The organism is Leptolyngbya cf. ectocarpi LEGE 11479, assembly GCF_015207065.1.
In the GTDB taxonomy this organism is placed as follows: Bacteria; Cyanobacteriota; Cyanobacteriia; order Phormidesmidales; family Phormidesmidaceae; genus Leptothoe; species Leptothoe ectocarpi.
Genome location: NZ_JADEXP010000276.1, coordinates 1 through 8,835, shown reverse-complemented (window position 1 = coordinate 8,835; position 8,835 = coordinate 1). Strand labels below are relative to the sequence as shown.

Annotated in this window: 4 protein-coding genes; all 4 read right to left on the bottom strand. The window is 52.4% G+C overall.

The window, feature by feature from the left end:
* Nucleotides 1-149 precede the first annotated feature (149 nt).
* Complete coding sequence (locus IQ260_RS22670; protein WP_193995363.1) at nucleotides 150-545, bottom strand: hypothetical protein; 396 nt, start codon at nucleotides 543-545, stop codon at nucleotides 150-152.
* A gap of 176 nt (nucleotides 546-721) precedes the next feature.
* Nucleotides 722-5,710: a translocation/assembly module TamB domain-containing protein gene (locus tag IQ260_RS22665; protein WP_193995362.1), complete on the bottom strand. Its 4,989-nt coding sequence runs from the start codon at nucleotides 5,708-5,710 to the stop codon at nucleotides 722-724.
* Nucleotides 5,711-5,888: 178 nt separating this feature from the next.
* On the bottom strand, nucleotides 5,889-7,223 hold the full coding sequence (gene opcA / locus IQ260_RS22660; protein WP_193995361.1) for a glucose-6-phosphate dehydrogenase assembly protein OpcA: 1,335 nt from the start codon (nucleotides 7,221-7,223) through the stop codon (nucleotides 5,889-5,891).
* Between the two features lie 68 nt (nucleotides 7,224-7,291).
* Nucleotides 7,292-8,835, bottom strand: a 1,544-nt coding sequence (zwf, locus tag IQ260_RS22655) for a glucose-6-phosphate dehydrogenase (protein WP_322745023.1), incomplete at its 5' end; no start/stop codon positions are given.

Here is an 8,835-nt window from a genome sequence, read left to right as displayed (position 1 = left end):
TAGCTGACCCGGTGATGATTGTCGGTACATTTCCCTGGTTAGGTGCAAGGGTTTTGAGCATTTTAGCTGATTTCCTTTGCACCTAATCAGGGCGTAATAGCCGGTAACCCTTATCAGGCTTACGTAGCTATCTTTTCAGCAAGCCCTAGCTAGTTCTCAGTTTTAGGCAACTGCCCTTGAGGTCTGAGCCTACGCTCACCCTGAGCCAGTGCTTTTTGCACTTCAAATAGCTGTTCTTTGTCCACAGCCTCTACAAAAACTCTTAGTAAAAACAAACTTGCTCCGTCTGATAACGTTTCAATCCCATGGGGATAAATCACCAAAAACTTCTCTTTCTCACTTTCACTCATGCCAAGGGCAATACTCTTGCCGTCCACATACACTTCTTTACGTTGCCCAACAACCCTGGATTTAATCTCAAATTTCTTATCCCATATCTGCCAGTTAATCCAGATCTCTTCCTGCTCTTGCAAGCCTGGATCAAACCCATAACGACCAACAATATAATAAGTCGGCTCCTGAGCGACAGGATCTAAAGCTTGCATTTCAATTTGGCATAGCAGCATAGGATTCGGTTGTTAATACCTTTTCAGTTTCTAACTGCTAATTTAAATCTGTAAGCCCAACCTCGACAAGACTCTAAGAAGTGCGGGTTGCCGAACTTTTTAGAACGGATTAGAACCAGTACGGTAAAAGCAGCTGTTTGAACATAGGCTATCTATTAAAATTCAATTCGATATTCCAACTTCAGTTCAGTATCGTTCAGGTCAGACGAACCTTCTAGCTGTAACTCATCACTCAGACGGTACTGTAGACCCAGCTGCGGCGGATTACCGCTGTTAAGAATCTCCAGAATACTAATATTAATACTGTTGCCTAGACGAAAAGAGGCCTCCACACCAATGCCGATACCCGCCGTACTCTCAGTCGAGGTATCTGTCGTTGGAAAGACGCTGAAGGATTGCAATCCCAACGCATTCGCCAGATCGTTGCTGAACCTGGCTAAACTCCCTGCTCCCAAAAAACCAGCAAATTGGGTCAAGCTACCACTGGCTAGGCCTTGAATCACATTACTGCCCAACAATGCCAACAGCATATCCTGATTGCGAGAGGGGTTGCTTGTAAGCGCCAGGCTATCGCTCAGTTCGCTGGCATTTCCCTGGGCAACAGCTTGGACATTGATGTACTGGACATCTCCCACGGATTCAAGGGTAGTGTTGTCATCTATTTCGGCGCTGGCGATCTCTCCAGATGAAGCGGGCACACGGCTGACATTAGTTTCCTGAACCCGAGTTGTCATTACCACATCAACATAGGGATCTAATCCATTTTCAGGGGTAAATGTTGCCGTATTGGAAGCATTGGAATCGAGTCTAAACTGTGTAGAAAAGAGATTGATCCAACCAGACTTTAGGGCGATGACACCCCTGGGTTTGAGTGCCGAGAAGGTACCATTGATGGTCAGGTCTCCTAAGGCTCTGATGTTGAAGAAAGGCTGCCCCACAATTGACAGACGATCGCTGAGGACAAGGGCAAAATCCTGAAGCGTCACTTTATCCAAAACGCTGGTCGGTTGAGCGGCCGACTTGGGTGCTAGCGGATCTACCCCTAGAAAATCAGCCCGGTAGGGATTGACTTCTTCAAGGTCTGCTTCTGTGGGAACAGTGATGGCTCCAGCCTGGCTGAGCAGTTCGGTGGCTCTAATCTGACCATTCCCAATTTCAATGGTACCGCCTACGGTGGGCTCCAAAACAGCGCCTGTAATAGATACTTGTCCATCGAATACGGCTTGCAAAATGCCGCTGTAGTCAATGGGTAATTGGTCCAGAGAGATTAATAGGCCATCCGCAGCATTTTTGGAACGACGGTTAGACTGTTTTTTAGCGGTTTTAGTCGTCTGGGCAGCCTGGGCCAGAATTGATTGCCCTGGGGGAAAAAGAGGCAGTTGGCCTGCTACCTGTAACAGCCCATCCCCTAAATTTGCCTGCAGGTTCTGAATGCCTATCTGCTCTAGATCAAATTGAATATCTCCACTCAGATTGGTTACAGGCGTTTTTAATAAAGCGCTGCTAACCACACCGTCACGCAGGCTCATGTTACCTGTGACAATGGGTTGTTGAACGGTGCCGTCTACCTGAACAACAACTTCTCCCCTACCTTCTTCCCAACGCACCTGATCCTGAGTGAGGGTGTTGATCACATCAAAACTGTCGTCAGGTACCACGGCTTTGAGCGCCAGCCGTTCGGTGGCGGGCTGTACGGTCATAAAAGGTAGAGCATAGGGCACAGTGCCGCGTAGGGTAATGGGAGCATCCTCAGGCTCAATTGCCATATCACCGGCTACATCCAGAATGGCATTGCGATAGCTAAAGGTTGTCTCTACCTGGTTAAGGGAATAGTTATTGACCTGAGGGTTGATGACGATGGCTCGCCCCTCAACAACAGGGTTGGCCAAACTGCCGTCAAACTGGGTGACTAGATCCAGCTCACCGGCTGCAGCCACTGGCAAAGGATAGATATAATCTGCCAGTTCTACCGGCAGATTATCTACCGTAAGCTGTCCTGTTAGCTGGTCTAGATCGCCGCTGCCAGAAAGACTGATGATGGTTTCTCCAGCAGTGATTAAAACGGGTTCAAAATTTACGCTGAGTGCTTGTACATCACCACGAATGAGAAATTCATTGGGCGGTGCGTAGGGTCCCCATTGCCAGCTGTCTCCCTGAAGATCGAAATTGGCTTTGACGTCGTTGATGGCGGGCGAGTCTCCAGCCACTGCAATGGTGCCTGTAAATCCACCGGTAAGATCGGCCAGGGGGGGAATCACTAACTGGCCCCCATCATCATCAACGCTAGGCTGAGTCTCCATAAAGGCAACAAAGGCTTCTAGTTGTTCTAACAGGGAACCCGCAGGCAGCGCCGCAGGCTCTACGGCTAAATCAGCGGCAGTTCCCTGGGGTGTGGAGAGGTCGCCGAGACTAAAGGCGCTTAGATCAATGTCTTCTACCAGAGCTACGAGGTCTTCGATACGACCTTCAGCAACGGTGAGTTCACCTGTGTATTGTATCTGAGGGGCTAGGGTGGCACTGCCGGTCAGTAAATATCGGCTGTTGTCTAGCAGCAGTTCTCCCTGTTCTAAGGTGGCGGTATTGTTGCCATAGCGAAATGTGGCGGTGACTTGTTGGGCTTCGACCGGTGCTAATGCCGGTTGAACAATGGTTAGTTCACCCCTGGCGGTGGGGTTAGCAAAATCTGTCAGGTCGGCGTCTATGCTGGCGTTTAACAAACCTGCTACCTTGCCAAAGCCGTTGACGGGTCGGACATTTAAGGTGTCCAACGGCAGTTGAACAATGTCGGCATGGAGTTGATTATCTTGGCCATAGCCCCGAGCAACAAATTCCTGGTTTCGGACTTCAAAAGAAACAGGCCAGAAACGGTTGTCCAAGGATAGCTGTAGCCGATCTTGGGGGCCGTTTAGATCTAGACTACCGCCGTCTGCTAGGGAGAAGGTGACGGGACCGGTTAGGGTCTGAAAGACTAGATTGTTGAGAGCGAGTTGATCGAGTCGGGCGTCTCCTGCTAGGAGAGGATTGTCTAATGTGCCGGTAATCTGTCCGTTAAAGCTGGTGAGTCCCGCCAGTTGCCCATAGTTTTGAACAGTGGCCGGGGCAATATTGTTGAGTGGCTGTAGGTCAAACTGTTGCAGGGCGACGTTGAGGTTTAAGGCTCCGATGGGGATAGGTTGGTTGAAGTCAACGCCAATGGTGCCGTCTGCCTGGATACCGGGAGCATTAAAAGATTCGATCGCAACCTGGTCCCCTTGCCATTGGAAGGTGGTTGTCCAGTCGCCTTGTTCTAGCAGGGGTTGACGAGTATTCGGGATCAAGACCTGGGCATTTGCGATCGCAGCCCGTCCCCCCGCCTCAATCTTCGCCAAATCAAACGCATACAGATTACCCCCCGCATCCAGCTCGGCACTCAATAGTCCCTGAGCTTGTGGGGTAAACTGTTCCACCGGTATCTGGTCGGTGGCCACCGTCGCCTGCCAGGCTCCACCCTCCAGCTGGGCAGTGGCATTAGCGGTTACGGTGCCCCCAAATACCTGCAGGATCGTATTCTCAGCAACCAGCACATTGTCCACCAGGGTGAGGTCACCCTGCCCTGGAAACGTAGACTCTGACAGCTGCCACTGGGCAAATGCGGTTTGGTTTTCGAGGGTGCCCTCTGCGGCCAACTCCGCTGTTAAGGAGCCAATTGTCATCTCTGGTGGCAAGGCGGCCCCATAGAGCTGAGTAAACGGATCCACCGGTACATTGGCCTGGCCTGTAAGCTTAAAGCTAGGAGTTTTTAACTCAGCGAAGTCAGCCTGCCCCTGGGCCAGAACCACTCCACCCGCCTCGGGGACAAGCCGTAGCTCCGTCAGCTCAAACGCCGTCAGCTCAAACTCTGGCAGCGGCAGCACAAAGTCAGCAGCCACGGTGGCCAGACGCACTTTGTCTACCAGTAGCGGTTCTAGATTCGCGAGGCGGCCTTTCACGTTCGGGTCAGCCAGCTTACCCGTTACCTGAGTGTTCAGCTCAAAGGGCACTGTCTTGTCTACTGGTAAATCTTCAGGCAGCTCCAGAGTCGCTAACGTTTGCACATCGGCCAGGCGAACCTCAGGAATCTGCGCGGTTAGGTCATAGCCCTCCTCCCAGTCCACGGTTCCTGCCGCTAACAGAGCCACCTCGCCCAGCTGCAGTTCCGTTTTTTCTAGGGTGACCTGCTGTCCCTTAAACCGCAGCTGGCTACGAATATCGCGTACCGGTTCGGGTAGATCCCGGACGAGTACCTGGACATCGCGAAATTGAGCCGTTCCCTGCACATCCACAGAGGATTGGTCGAGGCTACCGTCTGCGGCTAGGGCGGCTGCCACCGTCAGGTTGGTGTTGAGGGTGCCGGAGCTGAGACCAACCAGGGAGGGCAGCAGTATATTCACTCCGGTGGTGGGCAGGTTTTGCGTCCGCAGATTAGCCTTTACCGCCTGGTTGTCAAGATTTCCTTCACCTTGAATGTCAAAACTGCCTGCTTCCACATCCCCCGCCAGTTCAAAATAGACCTGTTGGGACTCTTCGCCTTCAAACGTGGCGGTGACATCTGCCTGGTTGATCTCCAGGGGCTCCCGAGGAACAATGGCGTTTGCATCCTGGATGAACGGAGTCGCCGTCACCTGGGCGTCCTGGATTTTAATGGATTGAATATTGGTGGTGACCAGGGGCTCTTCTTCTAGAGGCTCTGGTAAGGATAGCTCCAGCCACTGTCCGTCTTTGTTTTGTACCAGGGATAGATCGGGCCGGACTAGAGCAATGTGGGGTTTGAGGGTTTTATCAAACAGTAGCGATCGCACATCAAACCCGACCGAAACCTGGTCCACCGTTACTGATGAGCGATCCGTTTGCGTGGATGGAATAGTCGTTTTACCTAGCTGTATCCCTGAGAACGAGAGCCGCTCCACATCGCCTAAGTCAATGGGGCGGTCGATGATATCAGCCACTCGCTCTTCCACCAGCGGTAGCACCTGGCTATTGATAATGCGTTTGCCCCAAACCGCCCCGGCGACAGCACCCAAAGCGATCACCACCCCCAAGCCAGCCCCAACCTTGAGGAACAACGCTGGACGCCGTGGCGGCGATGGCGGCTGTTCAGACGGCGTCAAGTTAGACGGATTCGTCATGGGCTAGCAGGGTTTAAAAGAGCAAGGTCCAGTAGTAGAACCTTATTCGTTATATAACGAATTAAGCCCACAATACTGTTTTCCCTATGACTCTACTGCTACCTGTAGACTCTCATCTATGATTCAGAGAGGATCCAAGGGCCAGCGAAACATGACGGTAAAGGACAACAAATAGCCCCTAAGCCACATCCAACAACTTTAGAATTTGAGCTGTCACTTCCAAACTCTCCTCAAACAGTACATCCTCACCCCAACGCTGCAGCTGCTGCTCTAACAACAGATCAGACCGCTGGTCAGAAATCGCCGTAACTTCCTGAATATAACAAGCCTGGGCACCACCGCCAGATTCCATCCGCATACAGCCTGCTGTCTCAGAGCAAAGGATCGTACAGCAGTTGGCATCCAAATTCGTTGATGACATGCGTAATCCGGTTAAATCCCCCAGCACTTCACCCACATCAGCAACGGGAATAGCGGCCAGTTCTACATCGATAGCCCGTCTGTGGTTGGCCGCTAGGGTAATACGTCGCAGATCGTAGTCACCCCCTTCCAACTTATAATCCTGGGGCTGCCAGTTTAGACGGCTGGCCAACCAACCTAAGTACAGCAGTGCCTGAGCGGCATTGCCTTTTTCATAGTCGATCCCGATCTGGTCCATTTCTAGCAGTGCCATGCGCCGTTCAGGAGCGTCAAAGGACGCCGCCGATAGCTCCTGCCACGGGGCCAGACGGTACCAGTTGAGATCGGCTACTTTCGTGCCACTGGCAACCAGCTGATGAATCTTTAGCAGTTCTGATTCGGGATTACCGTAGTAGCTAGAGTCGAGGATGACACAGTTACTCACCTCTGCCATAGATTGAAAGAGGAGCTGCTCGGGATTAGGAGTAGCTTTCCACCAAACAAATTTGGGCAGGTCGTCAATGACTAAGGATTTGACCAGGTTGTCTACCCGGTCTAACGCTTTTTTAGTCCCCCGCAGGGTGATGTACTCGCAACAGATCAGACGGCTGCCCCTGGTTTTCTGAATCGGGCAGTAGGCCGATACTTGCGCAGTCACACCGGTATCTTCATCGTCAAAGGTGGGACAGAGGGTAATCACCCGGCAGGGGTTCTGGGCGGCTAAGGCTTCGTTCAGGTTAAAGCCTCGCAGGTCAGCGTTGGTGTAGCGGCGCTGCTCTGGGGACAGGGCACGAAACTCGGTGCGCAGTCGCTGTAGCGTGGCCTGATCCACTCGGTTGGTGATAGGTAAACCGTAGGTGCGCTGAGCAGTTGAGATCGCGTTTCTGGTCGCTGGCCCATGCTCACCATCAATGGGATTTGAATAAAACCCTAGCGCCGCCAACAGCTGCTGGATCTCTTCCGGCTCATAGATAATCACACTAAACGTAGTCGCCCGCGTCGCCACGCTGGAGCCGTCACTGGCATAGCTGTGCCATATTTCTCGCAGCTCAGCTTCAATGTCGTCAACGGAAATGTCTTTAGGTTTTTGAAGGGTAACTAGAGAGGTAACCATAGGTTTAAATCGCGCGGTTGAATAGAGGTTGGAATTTTTGCAGAAATCTCTGACTGATGAGCAGGTCGCTAGAGTCTGCGCCAGCGACGTCCCACCTTATTAAGTAAGAACTCAGCTTCTACCGGTTCCCAGGTACCGGCTTCATACAAGGGGATCTGGGCCGGATCCGCCGGACTATCCCAGGCTTCTAGTACCGGTGTTAGCACTCGCCATGACTCTTCTACTTCATCCCCGCGAGTAAACAGGGTTTGATCCCCAAGCATCGCGTCCACTAACAATCGAGCATAGGCATCGGTGCTGGGCTGACCAAAGGCCGCATCATAGCGAAAGTCCATATCCACCGAACGGGTACGCAGGGAGCTACCCGGCGTTTTCACCTCAAATCGCATGGAAATTCCTTCATCGGGCTGAATTCGCAGCGCCAGAATATTGTCATTCATCTGCTTGGCCGCCGATTGAAACATCAGGTGGGGCACCTGTTTGAAGTGTACTGAGATTTCAGACACTTTCTTCGGCATCCGTTTACCCGTACGTAGATAGAAGGGCACCCCCTGCCAGCGCCAGTTGTCCACCCGCATTTCAATGGCGGCAAAGGTATGGGTGGTAGAGTTTTCCAGACCGTCCTCTTCTTCGCGATAGCCCGGTACCTGTTTGCCCTTCATCCAGCCATTGGTGTACTGTCCCCGAATGGCACAGCGGTCCAGGTTCATGGCATCGGCCAGCCGAGTGGCCTGAAGCACTTTAACCTTCTCATTGCGCACGCTGGAGGCAGCTAGGGAGTTGGGGGGCTCCATCGCCGTTAGGCAAAACAGCTGCATCAGGTGGTTTTGGACCATGTCCCGCAGGGCACCAGCGGTTTCATAGTAGCCCGCCCGCCCTTCTAGACCGACAGTTTCAGCCACCGTAATCTGCACATGATCCACAAACTGTCGATTCCACAGGGGTTCAAAAATGGCGTTGGCAAACCGAAAGACCAACAGGTTTTGGACCGTTTCTTTGCCCAGATAGTGGTCAATGCGGTAAACCTGCTCTTCCGGGACTGCCCCCCGCACCTTTTGGTTTAATGCTTGGGCCGATGCCAGGTCGCGGCCAAAGGGTTTTTCAATAATCAAACGCTGTTTGGCGGGGTCCGGCATCATATCGGCTGCCCCTAGCTGTTGGGTGGCCTCAGCAAAAAAGCGCGGGGCCACCGATAGGTAAAAGAGCCGATTACCTCGGGTATGGCGCTGCTCATCTAGCTCCGCCAAGAAGGCTTTCAGCTTTTGATAGCTTTCAGGCTGGTCGATATTCCCCGGACAGTAAAACAATCCAGCGGCAAAGCTCTCCCACAGCATCTTGTTGTCGATGCCGCCGCCGTAGTCTTCAATCCCTTTTTTTAAATGCTCCCGAAAATACTCGTGGCTCCATTCCCGACGAGAGACGCCCACAATCGTTAGTTCAGGAGGCAGTCGTCGCTCCTGACGCATCTTATAGAGGGAGGGCACCAGTTTGCGCTGGGTGAGATCCCCCGAGGCTCCAAAGATTACTAAAATCTGAGGCTCTGGAATACGATCTTGTTGAAGACCAACGCGGAGGGGATTTTCTAAAAGAGAAACCATACGGGGATAAGAGG